Source organism: Arthrobacter sp. D1-29, assembly GCF_054130585.1.
Map to the genome: position 1 here is coordinate 2,147,668 of NZ_CP096383.1, position 12,991 is coordinate 2,160,658.

Genomic DNA, 12,991 nt, shown 5'->3' on the forward strand with positions numbered 1-12,991 from the left:
GCATGCGCCACGCTGCCCATAGAAATCGAGGAACGAGGAGAAGCATGACCAATCCTGCAACCACGACGAGCCATTCCGACGTCTTCGACTTCCCGGTCGGCCGGGAGCCCAAATGCCCGTTCAACCCGCCGGCCAAATTAGTGGAGTCCGCCGCCGAGTATCCCGTGCGGCGCGTCCGCATCTGGGACGGCACCATGCCGTGGGTCATCACTGGCAACGAGGAACTCCATCTGCTCGCAACCGATCCGCGCGTCCTCGCCGAGGACCGGGTGCCTGGCTTCCCTCACTGGAATGAGGGGAAGAAGGCCACAGCGCTGCTGCGCCCGCAGAGCATCTTCAACACCGATGGCCCCGAACACTCCCGATTCCGCCGCATGACGACGAGATCATTTGCCTTCAAACGGGTAGAGTCGCTCCGCCCGAGGATCCAGGAGATCACGGACGAACGCATAGACACAATCCTGACAAGCGCCAAGCCGGTGGATCTGGTAAGCGAGTTCGCGCTGCCCATTCCGTCGCTGATGATCTGCGAGATGCTCGGCGTGCCCTACGAGCACCACGAGTTCTTCCAGGAGCACACCAGTGTTTCGCTGGACCGCTACGGTACTGCGGAGGAGCAGGAACGCACCTACCTCGTCATCAACGACTTTATGCGGACCCTCATCGAGTCGCGGATTGCCGACCCGGTGGACCGTGGAGGTGTGATCGAGGAACTCGTAGGACATGTCCGCGCCGGTGACATCTCGGTGGCCGAGGCTGTGCAGCTCGCCCGCGGCCTGCTCGCGGCAGGGTTCGAGACGAGCGCGAATATGATCGGCCTCGGCACGCTCGCTCTGCTGCAGAACCCCGATCAGCTTGCCATCCTGCGCGACACTGACGACCCGAAGGTCATCGCGAACGCGGTAGAGGAGCTGCTGCGCTACCTGAGCATCGTCCACAACGGCCAGCGCCGCATCGCGGCTGCAGATATCGAGATCGCCGGCCAGTCCATAAAGGCGGGCGAGGGCATCATCCTGGACTTCTCGGCCGGGAACTGGGACGCGCGGACGTTCAAGCAGCCAGACGTGTTTGATATACAGCGGACCACGGACAATCATCTGGCATTCGGCTTCGGCTCGCACGGCTGCATCGGCCAACAGCTGGCCCGGGCCGAGCTTCAGATCGTCTTCAGCACGCTGTTTAGGCGGATTCCCACGCTTAAGCTCGCGGTCCCGTTGGATGACATCGAGTTCAAGCACGACCGCCTCGCCTACGGCGTCTACTCGCTGCCCGTCACGTGGTGAAGCGCAAAACCTAAAACCAACACGTCGACCAGCGCACGCACCTTCGGGTGCGGGCGCTAACGTCGATCGTCGTGGACCAGGGATCCGAGCAGCCCCTCGGGTAGTACAACCGCACATGGCACACGCTCAGCCAATGTTCCGTGGTCCGACCCGCCACAGGTTTATGCGAAATAGCCATGCTCTGGGCCCTGTAAGCGGCGGGCGCAATCCGTCCCCGGCACTCCCTAGCCCTCATTTCCGCTCCACCTATCCGCTGTTTGCGTGATCGATTCCTGGAGCTAGCCGTGGAATTTGGCCCGGACATCAGGGGGTCATCGGCCTCGCTGCCGTGGCGTTCAACTTAATGTTCCTGGCCCGTTTCCGGCGGCCTTTTTGGCCGGATTCGACCCGGAGGGTGGGAAGAGCTCTTCCAGTGGGTTTTCCATAGCCAGGAACCGGGCACGCGCGGTCTCACGGACGGTTGTGTCGACGGCGAAGAATGCGGGTGCCGGTTGATCCGGGTCGCCGCTCCGGAGGCATCGCGTTCGGAGACTTCCCGGGAGAGGACCGCGGCCGGGTACTCCTCATGGGACCAGCCGGCGTCCCGGGCCTGTTCCCCGAGCCGGCGGAACCCGTCGCTGATCCGTGGTGCGCGCAGGGCCCGGGCGTAGTACTCGATCTGTGAGGGTGTCCCGGTCATGACGCCGCCTCTAGGACCAGTTTCGGCTGCTGGCCCGAGGTCGATGCCGAAGATCTCGTCATAGGCGGCCAGATCCCGCACCTGCACCGCCTTCCTCAGTTCGGGGCAGTGCACTCTTTGGGTCCGGAAGTCCCGGCGCATCACCGCCGCGCGGGCCACGTGGATAGGATTGGTCACCACCAGGTGCCAGGTCCAAGCCGGGAAGTGCGTGGCGATGATGACACCCTCGTGAGTGACCCAAACGGTGTCCAGATCAGCGACGACATCCACGATCCGCCCAATGAACGACGGGTCCACGGAGTAGTTGTTGGAGAGCACTCGTACTTAGTAGTCCCGCGGGAGCCGCACCGCGTTCCGGAACACCGCCTCCGGGCTCACCGGCGGCAGTTCCCGCATCCTTTCCCGGTCCAGAACGATCAGCTCGTCAGGGCGGCCGTGGCGGGACCGGGAGTAGCGGTGATTGGCCTTGGGCAGCCAGTCTTCCAGCTGGGCGTTGAAGTCCGTTGGGAGCGGAAGTCCCGGCCCGGCATGAAGCGTTGCCGGAAGTAGCGGTCCATCCGCTCGACCATGCCCTTGGACTCCGGATCCCGCGGCGGAAGCAGCTTGATCTCCAGCCCGAGGGAACCGGCGAACGCGGCCACCGGCTCGGTCGGTTTGCGCCTGCCGTTGCCGGACTCGTTGTCCCACAAGAGCCGGGACGGGACCGCCTGCGCGTTCTGCAGCAGAGTCCACATTCCGCCCAGAAGGTCCGGCGTCGTCCGTGACGGCAGCATCCGGGCCTGGATAAATCCGGAGAACGCAGAAGTCATCACCAGCACCGGCGGCGTGTCGGACTGGCCCTCACCGACAGCCAGCGGCTCGTGCGGAAACCAGAGATCGCACTGGACCTGTAACCCCGGCTCGTGAACCAAACGGTCAGCCGGGTCCGGCGGCGCGTATTCGGGCCGGATCGCCGCGACCTCGGCCGGGAACAAGGACGCGAAATCAGACCAGCCCACCCGCTCCGCCAGCGTCGCCGCCGGCATCGTTGGCGTCTTCACCAACAACTCCGGAACCCTGGGAGCAAACGCATCAAAACTCGACACACCCGCCACCCGCTGATACTTCGGCGCCCAATCCGACTCCAGCACCCGATCCACCGTTCCGCGGGAAACACCCACGATCCTGCCGATCACCCGCTTCGAGTGCTTGCCCGTCGAAAACAGGTGGCGTATCTCCGCCCAATCATCCAAATTGATTACCTTCCATAATGGTCGGTGGCCCTATTTTCAGCTGGCGTTCCTGGCCCTATTTTCGGTTGGCGTTAACAGTTTCCAACATGGCAGCTTGTCCTTCAGAGGTCTTCCCAGTTCAGATCTGGGTCCGGCACACCCCTAGGCGGCCAATGATCTGCTCCACATTTCTCCCGAGGGCTGTAGAAGGCCGAATCGAAAGATAGAACAGCCGCTGGGCCAGGATCAACGGGAAGTGTCAACCTCTACGGATGAGGCCTGCTACGCCAACACACGTTTTCTAGCGCTTACGTAACAGATCACGTGACCCGATCGGGCGAGGCGAGCAGACTCACAAGTGCCCAGTGACGACAGGCCGTTCGCCACCTCAGTCGCTCGAAGGGAGCGGCTTGGATTCCTTGACCACGAGCGCAACGTGGCCGTTGCCCAGAGTGCCGACGCCGGCCTTGGTCACCAGCACCTCAAGTGCTTTGTCTTCGATTTCTGTGTAGCGTTTTCCTAAACTGTTTCCGCCATCCCAGCCCGTGAGGGGAGCAAGCGCATCATTGCGGCTGTCGCCGAACGCGACCATGTCAAACCCGCCACATGTCAGTGTGACACTGGTTGAGGGTGCACCGACCACTATGACTTCCGTGCTGCAGACTTGACTCCGCAGCCGACTTCCCGCTTTTAATGCCATGATCAACGACGTCCTTTCACTGCTTTGATTGAGTTGGTTACGCACCGGCTGCCGAGCGGCTGGCAATTTCGGCGACGAGTTCCCTTCGGAGCAACTTTCCAGTTGCCGTATGTGGGAGTTCGTTCCGCCATACCACGTCATCGGGTGTGCGAGAGCCACGGATACGGGCGCGCGCCCACTCACGTACGTCGCTCTCAGTCAGGAAGTGTCCTTCGCGCGCTACAACGACAGCTACGATGCGTTCGCCCCACTCGTCGTCAGGCGTGCCGACCACCGCGGCCTCGAGGATGCCGGGGTGGCGGAGAAGGACATCTTCGATCTCAGCAGGAGCGATGTTTTCGCCGCCGCGGATGATGACATCGTCGGTGCGACCCTCAACGAAGAGGTAGCCCTCACTGTCCATCCACGCGCGGTCCTTCGTGGGAAACCAGCCGGCCGCGTCGAGGACCGAACCGGAGTCCTGGTACTCGCCGGAGACCTGCGCTCCGCGCACCCAGAGTTCTCCGGTGGCGTCGTCCGTAATCACACTGTCTTTGCTGTCGCGGATCTGAAGTTCGATGCCGGGGATCGAACGGCCTGCGCTCGAAAGGCGTGCCCGCACGTGCGCTTCGGAGCTGGCGAGTGCCGTGCGGTGATCATCCGGCCCGAGCAGCGCAATCGTCGAGCTGGTCTCGGTGAGCCCGTATGCGTTGACGAACCCGCAACCTGGGAAAGCCAGCAGCGCGCGTTCCAGTACTGGTGTCGGCATCTTCGATCCGCCGTAGGTGATTTGTCGCAGCGTCGGGGCGTCGGCGGGCTCGCCGGCGAGGGTTTCCACGAGGCGACTGATCATCGTGGGTACGAGCATGGCCGAGGTCACACCTTCTTCCTTGACCATGGACAACCAGGAGTTCGCGTCGAAGTCGGGAAGGTAGGCCACGCGTCGCCCGGCATACAGATTAGTCAGAACGGAACCGAGTGCGGCGACGTGGTACGGAGGAACGCAAACCAGCGCAGTCTCGTTCTCGGTAGCCCCGCCGAACTCGACTGTCTGGGAGACATAGGCGAACAGATTCTCGTGCCGAAGAGGCACTATTTTTGGCTTAGACGTCGTGCCGCTGGTGAATAGCTTGGCAGCGACGGAGTCGCTGGCAGGGCTCGTCGCGATAGGTTCGGCGGATCCGGCGAGCGCGAAGAACTCGGCGACGGTGACGACGTGTTCACTGCCCTCAACTATCCGCCTGTATTCCTCGTCGACGACCACGAAGGGAGCGTCCAAGCGCGCGAGCTGCTCGCGGATCTGGTCGGCAGACAGTCGATAGTTGAGTGCGGAGAACGGCACTCCAGCCAGGGCGCCCGAGAAGAGGAGCACGGGTACGATAGGTCCGTTGCGTGCCAGCAGGACTACGTTTTGCGCCCCGGCTTGCGTGAGGACGCCCGCGCCGCCCCCTGCAAGTTCGCGGAGCCTCGACGCTGTGATGGCGGATTCCCCCGAACCTAATACAACCCGGTCTCCGTGACCTGACGCCATATCAATCAGTAATGCAAGATCCATGTGTATACTCCCTTGTCTACATGAGACATTCTAGCCAGTCGCGGTACATGGTGTCCACTGGCAGGACGGCCTGCAATGCAAATGTTGCCCTTGTGTTCAAATAGTCAAATGAACGAATCCCACACAGCCATCCGTGACACACCTCTTCAGCGAACGGTGAGCGGGGGCGCTGTTCCGACCTCACGTCGTCAGGTCGAGGCATGGGTTGAGCGCCGACAGCCCCCAGTCGAACGGGTCGCGGAGCAGGTATGGAGCATCCCGGTGGACTGTGCAGAGTTCCCTGTGGCCTACACGCTCGCTTACGTCCTCGTCGGAAACGATGGTGGCTTCATCATCATCGACCCCGGATGGACCAGCGCTGCTGGGCGCGCCGACCTGCAGGCGGGACTTCGCATGGCCGGTCTCGCGGAGAACGACCTCCAAGGCATCGTCGTTACTCATTCGCACGCGGATCATTATGGACTGGCCCCTGAGCTGGCCGACCGTACTGGTTCTTGGATCGCCGGGCATCCGGCTGAGATTCCGGAGGACCAGTTCCACCGGGAGGTCACAAGGATCGTCCAGTCCAATCGGGACGTGATGCAGGCGCTCGGAGTGCCGCTCGTCGACCTGGATCGGGTGACCTTCGCTCCTGAGGACCTCAAAAGGTACGTTCCCGACCGTGTTGTAGACCGCGAGCTGCTCGATGGCGATCTCCTGCCGCTCGCTGGCCGGGAAGTGCGGGCTATCTGGACGCCGGGTCACACTCGCGGTCACCTGAGTTTCATCGACCTCGACAACTGCCTGCTGTTCACCGGTGACCACGTCCTGCCGCGAATCTCTCCGAACATTGGACTCCTGCAAGAATTCGAAGTCGAGCATGACCCTGTTGGTGACTACCTGGTGTCGCTTGAGCGGCTGCGCCCCTGGAGCGATTACGAGGCATGCCCGGCTCACGAGTACCGATTCACGGAACTGGCGCAACGGCTCGACGAACTTCGCGACCATACGCACGGGCGCTCGAACCAGGTCGCCGCCGTGCTTGCGGGTGACCCTGGGGCGAGCGTCTGGGAGGTCGCCCAGCGACTGACGTGGTCCCGGGGTTGGGACGCTCTCGACGGCTCAAACCTCCAGGCCGCGCTCGGTGAGACGAACGCGCACGTCCGTCATGTCAGACTTATCGCGGAGTCCTAGGGGCGAGCCCGCCGAGTTAACCCTTGCGTACGAAGGCGTCCCGCAAAGCGGTTGACTCCTTGGATGCGGTAAGCCGAGCGATGGAGGTCTGCTCTCGATCGAGGTGGGTGCTGTAGCCGTCGATCCAGTTCTGAGCCAGGAGTCGCTTTGCAGCAGCACGTGCGGGCGCTGGCTGAGTGGCGATCGTATTGACTGCTTGGATCGTTGCTGTCTCCAGCTCATCGGCAGAGGCTACGTGGTTAACGAGCCCCCAGTCGAGGGCAGTGGCCGCGTCCAGCGTGCGCTTCGCCAGGAGGACCTCGCTTGCCCGCCGCAAGCCGACGACACGCGGCAGGAGGTACGAGGCTCCACAGTCGGGGCTCAGACCGACGGCGGAGTAGGCGCTGAGGAAGCTCGCCTTCTCGCTCGCAACGACGTAGTCGGCGTTGAGTACGAGCCCGAGTCCGCCGCCGGCGGCGGAACCCTGAACGGAGGCCACGACGATGAGATCGGACTCGGCGAGGGCGAGGATGGCTTCGTGCATGGTCGCAGCAAGCTCATTGATGTACTCAGCGGGGGAGGGGGCAGCATTAGTTGCTGCGAGATCGCCGCCGCCGCAGAACAGCCGGCCCTCAGCTGACAGAACCAGTATGTGGCCGCTGTCGCGCGACAGTTCCTGTACGGCGTCCCGCAGATCGCGAGCCAGCGCGATGTCGAGCGCATTGCCCTCGTCGGGCCGACTGAGCACGATGCGCGAAAACGACGAACCCCGTTCCACGCGGATGCCGGCCATCAGGCGACCTGATTCGCCAGAAGGCGGGTGATGACGTCCTCCGCCTCCGCGACGATGGAGTCTACAACCTCGCGGGCGCTGAGCACCTCGTCGATCAGTCCCTGCGACTGGCCTCCCCACCACAGACCATCTTCCATTTCTCCGCCGCCGAGAACGCGATCGCGACCGCGGACGCCGGACGCTAGGTGGGCGATGTCCTCGAAGGTCGCGCCTGGCTTCGACGAGATTTCGAGGATCTCCTCAGAGATCGAGTTGCGGGCGACCCGGGCGGTGTTCTTGAACATCCGGAAGACGAGCACTGTGTCGCGCTCGTTGTTCGCGACGATCTGTTTTTTGACGTTCTCGTGGACCGGGGCTTCGTGGGTCGCTACAAACCGTGTGCCCATGTTGATGCCGCTGGCACCGAGGGAGAGTGCCGCCGCGAGACCGCGTCCGGTGGCAAAACCGCCGGATGCGATGAATGGGATCTTCAGCACCCGGGCCGCGGCCGGGATCAGCACCAGACCAGGCACATCGTCCTCGCCCGGGTGACCGGCGCACTCGAACCCGTCGATGCTGAGTGCATCGACCCCGACCTCCTCCGCCTTGACGGCGTGGCGCACGGAGACGGCCTTGTGCAGAACCTTGACCCCTGCAGCTTTGAAATCGGCCATATGTGGCTCGGGGTTGCTCCCTGCGGTCTCGACGAAGGGGATCTTGCTTTCAATGATCGCCCTACGGTATTCGTCATAGGGCACCGGGCGGATCGTTGGGAGGATTGTGAGGTTGACGCCGAAGGGAGCGTCCGTGAGATCGCGAGTGCGCTGAATCTCTCGCACAAGGTCCTCGGGGGTGGGCTGCGTGAGGGCAGTCAGGAAGCCCATGGCTCCCGCGTTGGCCACCGCCGCGATCAACGGTGCGGTACCTACGCCGGTCATGCCGCCGCAGGTTATGGGGTGCTTTACCCCGAATGTTCGAGTGAAATCGTTTGTGATCACCAAATACTCATTTCATGAGAGTTTTCGAGTCGTCCAAATAGTCCTCGAGCTCGAAGGAGAAGAAAGCACCGGGGTCGAAACAGCAGCGTTGAGCCCCGGAACCGGAAAAAGTCAGGGGTCGAAACAGCGTTGAGCCCGTAATCCGGAAAAGAAGTTGACCGGTATTTAGGTCAGGACTCCGGACATCGCGTTTGCCATAGCTTTGATGGCTTGCGAACGATCGAGTTTCCAACCCTGGATCAACCATACGTAGAGGAAGTGATCGATCATCGAATAGAGCATTGCGATTGCCATCCGACGTTGTTCCTCGGTCGCATCCCGCATGGCCGGGTTCTCTGCGAGCAGCGCCAGCTGTTCCTCCATGGACTGCTGATGCGCTGCTGCAAATTCAGGATCGGCCGCACGAGCTTGGTGGAGGGTTTTGTGCAGTTCCGGCGTTTCCAGATAGAAGTCGACCATCTTTGTGAAGAACGCTTCAGCCGACTCTTGGTCCTTTATCCATTCATAACTGTCAGACTCCCCCCATTCCGCAAGTCGCTTGTCCCGCAGTGCGCGAAGTGCGGCGGATTTGTCCGTGAAGTGCAAATAAAACGTCGTCCGGCTGATTCCCGCTCTTTGAACGATGTCGTCGATCGACACGAAGAAGAAGCCCTGCTCGCTAAATGCATCCAGGGCCGCTGCGAGAATAGCGTCTCTCGTCATCTCCCGCTGGCGCTGACGGATGGGAAGGATCTTAGGCGTGGTAGTCATCTTGGGGCCGACTTTACCAGAGCCGGCGGCTCGCAGTGTTGCCTCACGCATTGGAGTGTCCAACGAGTTGCCAGGCTGTTGGCGCGCTCACGGCTGCTGACGGCCTTTCTTGCTCATGCGGAACGAGGGTGGGAACTGCAGATCGTTCTCCTTCACCGAGTTGCCGAGGCCGCGCTCGAGCATATCGGCGTCGAGCTTAAAGTCGGCTGCGTCAGGCTTGACCATGCTGCCCATTGATTCAATCATTCCTGTCAGGAGACTGCCCATGTACTCGCCTTGGTACTGCTTGAATATCTGGAAAAACATCTTCTGGATGTGCACTGTGTCGGTTGGGCGTGTTCGGGCGCATGCTGACGCGTAGGTGGCGACCTCCTCCTCGAGTTTGTCGCGAGGCACCACCTTGTTGACGAAGTCGCAGTCGTACATTTCTTGGGCGGTGAACGGGCGGCCTGTGAAGACCATCTCCTGGAACTTGCGGAGGCCCATGGTCATGGCCCACGTCCACATGCGCGGGCCCCACCCGGCGTAGCGGAACGACGCGTGGCCGAACAGACCGTCATCGGCGGAGATGACAAGGTCGGCGTCGGCAGCCTGGTAGAAGTGCCATCCGTAGCAATAGCCCTTGACCTCGACGATGCTGATTTTCTGGAACTCCTGCAGTGAGCGCGCACCCGATGCCGGGTTGGCAAGCCAGGGGCCGAAATTTCCTTGATTGCGGTAGGTGCCGACCGGGGGGTACCGCACGTCATCGTCCTCGATCCGGAATTCCTTCAGGCGCTCCGCATCATCGCCATTGAGGCCGTCCATGAAGTCGGGAAGATCGACTCCGCTGCCAAAATCATCGCCAAGGCCACGAATGACGAGAACTTTCACGTCGTCGTCGATGTTGGCCTTGTGGATAAGGTCGGCATAGCGGTGACGGGCCGCGACGGTCGGAGCATTTAGTCGCTCCGGCCGCGCCAAGGTTATGGTCGCTATCTTCGTAGCGGGGTCTTTGTCATAGAGGACAATTTCCTCTGCTGAGGGTGATTCCTGGGTCATTTCGGTATCCTTTGACTCGATGCGCTGGTCTTGTGTCACGTCTTTAGGCGGAGGCGGGTGCCCGCCCGATGACGTCGAGAGCTTCGAGCTCGGCAAGCTTGGTTTCTGTGATGCCGAGAGAAGCGAAAACGGAGTCGTTGTCCTCGCCGAGAAGAGGCGCCGACTTGAGGGTCAGCTGATCCGGGCGGCTGCTCCATCGGAACGGAAGGGTGCTCTGGTGGAAGGTGCCGACAACAGGGTGGTCCACGACTTCGAAAAACTGACGCGCCTCGTATTGAGGGATCTCGATCTGCCGGTGTGGCTGCATGACGCGTGCCACGGGGACACCCGCGGGCCAGAGCAGGTCTACGATGTCGGCAGCAGTTTGTGTCTCGCACCAGGCAGTGAGGGCTTCGTCGATCACTTTGTGAGCGGCGTGTCTACCCGCTGCTGTGGAAAATGTTGGATCCTGCGCCCATGATGGGTCACCAAGGGCGGTGCGAAGAGCCTGCCACTGCCCGTCATTGCTCACCGCCAGGGCAATCCAAACATCGTGGCGCCCAAACTCGTCAATCTCCGATGTTGGGTAGAGATTCTGGGGCGCGGACACTGGGCCTTTATTGCCGGCCCTGGTCAGGAGGATTCCGTTTGCTGAGTACTCCAGGAACTGCTCCGCGGCGAGATTCACGGCAGCATCGATCATAGCTGCCTCTACGAGGGCCCCCTCTCCGGTCTGTTCCCGGTTTTCAAGGGCAACCAGCAGTGCGAATAGTGCGTGGACGCCGGCGTTGGGATCTCCGATGCAGTACGGCTCAACCGGCTTCTGGTCTTCGTACCCGGTGAGCCAGGTCAACGCTCCACCGTCTTCGATTGCATATGCAAACGCTGGAACGTCACGCCACGGGCCCTCAAGCCCGAATCCGGGCATGCGCAGCATGATGAGCCTTGGGTTGATCTCGCGCAGGGCATCAAAGCCGAAGCCGGCGTGGTCGAGCACCCGAGGAGTGAAGTTCTCGACCAACACGTCCGCGGTGGCGACAAGTTCCCTGAGCAGATCCCGGCCTTCGTCGGTCTGGAAGTTGATGGTCACGCTTTTCTTGCCCGCGTTGCCGCCCAGATGGATGGGCGAGTGCTCCCACCACGGTCCGCCTTCGCGCACACCAGCGACGAGGCGCCCACCATCGGGACGCCGCGTGGATTCGAGGTGAATGACTTCGGCACCCATCAGCGCGAGCGCGTGGGTGCAGGAAGGTCCTGCCCAGAATGCGGTCAGGTCCAGTACGCGCAAGCCCGCGAAAGGAAGAGCCGTCGAGCCATCGGCCGCTTGCGAGGACCTGGCCGTTGGCAGTTTGGCACGAGACAGCCAGTACTCCGTGTCCGCACCGAGCGCGGGGGCGAGCGTAGGCTCGCGCAAGGTGAAGGACGATGGACGGTACGAGGGGCGGGGCTGTACGAAACGGCCGTCCGGGCTGTCAACGAACACATTGCGCGCCCTGAAATGATCACTCTCGGGAATCGTTGCGCCGTTGCCGACGGGAGCGTGCGGAATCCGGAATGCGCTAGCGAGTTCTCGAACCTCGGCTACCGTGCGTTCCGCGATCCAATCATTGAAGATGGCACTGACTTCGTCCTGCCGGGTCATTAAGGCATCGTCGATAATCCACTCCGGGTGGTCCACCATGACGTACAAATCATTGCGCTGCTGAAGGGTCCCGCAGGCGATTCCGATGAGCCCGTCTTTCGCTTGAGACACTCCAGGCACAACGAGGGTTCGGCTGTCGCGCCACGGTCGGCCCATGACCTCCAGGAAGGTGACCGGATAGTAGGTGAGGCAGAGCGTGAGCGCCTCGAGGATCGAATGGTCGATTAGCGACCCTTGTCCGGTCACCTTCTTCTCGGCCCAAGAGCTCATGATTGCGACGGCGGCGTAGGCTCCGCTGACCCACTCGCCGATTTGTCCACCGACATAAAAAGGTGCCCGATCGCTCGCACCACGACCCAGGCCAATGATCGCGCCGGACCAGGCCTGCAGGGTAAACTCTGTCGCTGCCCGGTCGTGCCAAGGGCCTTCTAAACCGAAATTCGTGATCGAAGCGATTATGGAGTCCGGGTGCCGCTGGCGCAGTTCTTTGGCCGACGCACCGCGGAGGTCTGCGATGGGTGAGCCCGGCGACCACACGATGGCGTCGGACAGACCGATCAGAGCGTCGAGAAGGTGGAGTGCTTGGGGGGAATCAGGATCGATAATGACGCTCTGCGCGCCCTGCGCAAGGTATGAGAACAGCACGCCGTCGTTACCTGGCTCGATTTTGGTGCGCGAGGCGCTCCAGCGACGCAACGCGGTACCCTCTGGCGCTTCGACCTTCACGACGGTAGCTCCCGCATCGCTGAGCAGTTTTGAGCAGTATGCCCCTGCTATTCCCCCTGAGAGGTCCAGGATGACCCTGCCCGTTAGCGGCGGCCGACCCCGCCCGATCGAAGGTTCGGTGGCTGGAGCCGTGTTCTGGGTCGTCATTCTATCCCTCGCTTTGAAACAGTGCGGCTGACCTCTTCGGTGGGATCGCCGGTGAATCTTTGTAGTGCAATCCGAAGCAACGGGATGTCTATCGCGCAGATAACGGACGGTCCGCTTGCAGACCAACATACGAACCGGATATACGCGGCCGCTGGGTCGAAGATCCGGGGCCGCTGGGGCTGGCCGTTCAGGCTTGTTATTAACGCGGTATGCGGTTGTCTGCTGGAAGCCCATGTGATCTGACTGCAGAGAGGAGGCAGCTTACTCCGGGAGCCGGCACTTGCTATGGAACACCGCTTCATCGCGATAACCGCCATCCTTGACTGAACGAGCAATCATATCAATTGACACAATAGGGCTTGACACGTCACCCAGTC

Annotated in this window: 11 protein-coding genes; 2 read left to right on the forward strand and 9 right to left on the reverse strand. The window is 61.9% G+C overall.

The window, feature by feature from the left end:
- Window positions 1–44 precede the first annotated feature (44 nt).
- Complete coding sequence (locus M1E17_RS09865) at window positions 45–1,283, forward strand: cytochrome P450 (RefSeq protein WP_457966993.1); 1,239 nt, start codon at window positions 45–47, stop codon at window positions 1,281–1,283.
- A gap of 340 nt (window positions 1,284–1,623) precedes the next feature.
- On the opposite strand, the gene M1E17_RS09870 is transcribed toward M1E17_RS09865, so the two are convergent.
- From M1E17_RS09870 to M1E17_RS09885, 4 genes are all read right to left on the reverse strand, one after another.
- On the reverse strand, window positions 1,624–2,280 hold the full coding sequence (locus M1E17_RS09870) for a Mu transposase domain-containing protein (RefSeq protein WP_457966995.1): 657 nt from the start codon (window positions 2,278–2,280) through the stop codon (window positions 1,624–1,626).
- Between the two features lie 98 nt (window positions 2,281–2,378).
- On the reverse strand, window positions 2,379–3,194 hold the full coding sequence (locus M1E17_RS09875) for a hypothetical protein (protein WP_457966997.1): 816 nt from the start codon (window positions 3,192–3,194) through the stop codon (window positions 2,379–2,381).
- Window positions 3,195–3,561: 367 nt separating this feature from the next.
- On the reverse strand, window positions 3,562–3,765 hold the full coding sequence (locus tag M1E17_RS09880; protein ID WP_457966999.1) for a hypothetical protein: 204 nt from the start codon (window positions 3,763–3,765) through the stop codon (window positions 3,562–3,564).
- 145 nt (window positions 3,766–3,910) lie between these two features.
- Window positions 3,911–5,407 (reverse strand): class I adenylate-forming enzyme family protein, encoded by a 1,497-nt coding sequence (locus M1E17_RS09885; protein ID WP_457967001.1) that lies wholly within the window; start codon window positions 5,405–5,407, stop codon window positions 3,911–3,913.
- Between the two features lie 108 nt (window positions 5,408–5,515).
- On the opposite strand from M1E17_RS09885, the gene M1E17_RS09890 reads away from it, so the two are divergent.
- Complete coding sequence (locus M1E17_RS09890; protein WP_457967003.1) at window positions 5,516–6,580, forward strand: MBL fold metallo-hydrolase; 1,065 nt, start codon at window positions 5,516–5,518, stop codon at window positions 6,578–6,580.
- Between the two features lie 16 nt (window positions 6,581–6,596).
- On the opposite strand, the gene M1E17_RS09895 is transcribed toward M1E17_RS09890, so the two are convergent.
- The 5 genes from M1E17_RS09895 to M1E17_RS09915 form a co-directional block, all read right to left on the reverse strand.
- A complete protein-coding gene (locus M1E17_RS09895) occupies window positions 6,597–7,307 on the reverse strand; it encodes an enoyl-CoA hydratase/isomerase family protein (RefSeq protein WP_457967005.1) in 711 nt (236 codons plus the stop codon).
- Between the two features lie 44 nt (window positions 7,308–7,351).
- Window positions 7,352–8,269, reverse strand: coding sequence for an NAD(P)H-dependent flavin oxidoreductase (locus M1E17_RS09900; protein WP_457967006.1), 918 nt, complete (start codon window positions 8,267–8,269; stop codon window positions 7,352–7,354).
- 225 nt (window positions 8,270–8,494) lie between these two features.
- The gene (locus tag M1E17_RS09905) at window positions 8,495–9,130 is read right to left on the reverse strand and encodes a TetR/AcrR family transcriptional regulator (protein WP_457967007.1); all 636 of its coding nucleotides are present in this window, start codon (window positions 9,128–9,130) and stop codon (window positions 8,495–8,497) included.
- Window positions 9,131–9,166: 36 nt separating this feature from the next.
- Window positions 9,167–10,120, reverse strand: a complete 954-nt coding sequence (locus M1E17_RS09910; protein ID WP_457967009.1) for an enoyl-CoA hydratase/isomerase family protein — start codon at window positions 10,118–10,120, stop codon at window positions 9,167–9,169.
- Between the two features lie 43 nt (window positions 10,121–10,163).
- Window positions 10,164–12,614 carry a CoA transferase gene (locus tag M1E17_RS09915; protein WP_457967011.1) on the reverse strand — a complete coding sequence of 817 codons (2,451 nt, stop codon included), beginning with the start codon at window positions 12,612–12,614 and terminating at the stop codon, window positions 10,164–10,166.
- Window positions 12,615–12,991: the final 377 nt, after the last annotated feature.

What these genes read in the sequence shown, in the direction of transcription:
- M1E17_RS09900 (WP_457967006.1), bottom strand. Translation starts at nt 8,269, where the DNA reads ATGACCGGCGTAGGTACCGCACCGTTGATCGCGGCGGTGGCCAACGCG.
- M1E17_RS09905 (WP_457967007.1), bottom strand. Translation starts at nt 9,130, where the DNA reads ATGCGTGAGGCAACACTGCGAGCCGCCGGCTCTGGTAAAGTCGGCCCC.
- M1E17_RS09880 (WP_457966999.1), bottom strand. Translation starts at nt 3,765, where the DNA reads ATGGTCGCGTTCGGCGACAGCCGCAATGATGCGCTTGCTCCCCTCACG.
- M1E17_RS09885 (WP_457967001.1), bottom strand. Translation starts at nt 5,407, where the DNA reads ATGGATCTTGCATTACTGATTGATATGGCGTCAGGTCACGGAGACCGG.
- M1E17_RS09865 (WP_457966993.1), top strand. Translation starts at nt 45, where the DNA reads ATGACCAATCCTGCAACCACGACGAGCCATTCCGACGTCTTCGACTTC.
- M1E17_RS09890 (WP_457967003.1), top strand. Translation starts at nt 5,516, where the DNA reads ATGAACGAATCCCACACAGCCATCCGTGACACACCTCTTCAGCGAACG.
- M1E17_RS09915 (WP_457967011.1), bottom strand. Translation starts at nt 12,614, where the DNA reads ATGACGACCCAGAACACGGCTCCAGCCACCGAACCTTCGATCGGGCGG.
- M1E17_RS09910 (WP_457967009.1), bottom strand. Translation starts at nt 10,120, where the DNA reads ATGACCCAGGAATCACCCTCAGCAGAGGAAATTGTCCTCTATGACAAA.